This is a genomic window from Enterobacter cloacae complex sp. GF14B (genome assembly GCF_004136805.1).
Taxonomy (GTDB): Bacteria; Pseudomonadota; Gammaproteobacteria; order Enterobacterales; family Enterobacteriaceae; genus Enterobacter; species Enterobacter hormaechei_C.
In genome coordinates this window covers 1-1,569 of sequence record NZ_QFRV01000253.1, presented here as the reverse complement: position 1 = coordinate 1,569, position 1,569 = coordinate 1, and the positions used below count along the sequence as shown (strand labels likewise).

The following is a 1,569-nucleotide window of genomic DNA, read 5'->3' as shown; positions in this document are numbered from 1 at the left end:
CAGCTGCTCACCCGCGGCGAAGCGTTTACCGCGCTGGTGGCGAGTAACGACGATATGGCGATTGGCGCCATCAGGCAGTTGCACGAGAGCGGCGTCGCCACGCCGGGCGCGGTGTCCGTCATCGGCTTTGACGACGTGGCAATCGCGCCCTATATCGTGCCGTCCCTCTCCAGCGTGCGTATTCCGGTAACGGAGATGATCCAGGAGACCATCAGCCGCCTGATTTTCATGCTCGACGGCGGTGAGTTTAAGCCTCAGCAAACCTTCTCCGGCGAGCTTATCCTGCGCGACTCCGTCATTGACGGCCCGCATCGCTGACGTCGACATCTGTCATCGTCACTAATGACGATGACAGAACTACTTCTTTTTATTTCGCTTTAAAATCAACGCATTAAATATTGGCACGGTTTATGAATAGCTTCGCGCATAACAGTTATGCCGGAGAAGCAGATGAACCGTTTTATTATGGCCGATGCCAGCAAATGCATTGGTTGCCGTACCTGTGAAGTGGCGTGCGTGGTGTCCCATCAGGCAGAGCAGGATTGCGCCTCTCTCACCCCTGATACCTTCCTGCCGCGCATCCACGTCATTAAAGGCGTGAATATTTCTACCGCCGCTATCTGTCGCCAGTGTGAAGACGCGCCGTGCGCCAACGTCTGTCCGAACGGGGCGATTAAGCGCGAGAAAGGCTTCGTGCATGTGATGCAGGAGCGCTGCATCGGGTGCAAAACCTGTGTGGTGGCGTGTCCGTATGGCGCGATGGAGGTGGTGGTTCGCCCGGTGGTTCGCAACAGCGGTATCGGGCTGAGCGTGCGCGCGGAGAAAGCCGAAGCCAATAAATGTGACCTCTGCTACCACCGCGACGCCGGTCCGGCGTGTATGGAAGCCTGCCCGACGCACGCGCTGGTCTGCGTGGATCGCGACAAGCTTGAGCAGATGAGCGCCGAAAAGCGCCGTCGCGCGGCGTTCGACACCTCGTCATCACTGCTATTCTGAACCGTATGAGCAGCAACGGCGTTCAGCTGCGGGTGCGCGGCAAGGTGCAGGGCGTGGGGTTTCGTCCCTTCGTCTGGCAGCTGGCGCACCGGCTGAAGCTTGTGGGCGATGTCTGCAACGACGGAGAGGGTGTCCTGGTGCGTCTCGCGGGTAATGGGGGGGACTTTACCGCGAGGCTGCATCAGGACTGCCCACCGCTGGCGCGCATCGATCGCGTTGAAACGCAGCCGTACAGCTGGAATACGCTGCCGGACGAGTTTGTCATCCGCCACAGCGAGAGTGGGGCGATGGACACGCAAATCGTCCCGGATGCCGCCACCTGTCCCGCGTGCCTGGCGGAGATGCGCGATCCCCGCGAACGTCGCTACCGCTACCCGTTTATCAACTGCACCCACTGCGGGCCGCGGTTTACCATTATCCGCGCCATGCCCTATGATCGCCCGGCCACGTCAATGGCGCCATTCCCGCTCTGTGTGCCCTGTGAAACGGAGTACCGCAACCCGGCTGATCGGCGTTTTCACGCCCAGCCAGTGGCCTGCCCGGACTGCGGGCCGCAGCTGGAGTGGCGAGCCG

The 1,569-nt window shown here is 60.9% G+C and carries 3 protein-coding genes; all 3 read left to right on the top strand.

Annotated features, from left to right (window positions below; translation table 11 throughout):
• Positions 1-318, top strand: a 318-nt coding sequence (locus tag DD606_RS25120) for a substrate-binding domain-containing protein (protein ID WP_176691492.1), incomplete at its 5' end; no start/stop codon positions are given.
• Between the two features lie 132 nt (positions 319-450).
• Complete coding sequence (gene hydN, locus DD606_RS25115) at positions 451-996, top strand: electron transport protein HydN (protein WP_017382793.1); 546 nt, start codon at positions 451-453, stop codon at positions 994-996.
• A gap of 5 nt (positions 997-1,001) precedes the next feature.
• Positions 1,002-1,569: acylphosphatase (locus tag DD606_RS25110; RefSeq protein WP_139158372.1), on the top strand; the 568-nt coding region annotated here is incomplete at its 3' end.

Bases quoted from the DNA above. Each gene is read 5' to 3' on its own strand.
- hydN (WP_017382793.1), top strand. From the start codon at position 451: ATGAACCGTTTTATTATGGCCGATGCCAGCAAATGCATTGGTTGCCGT.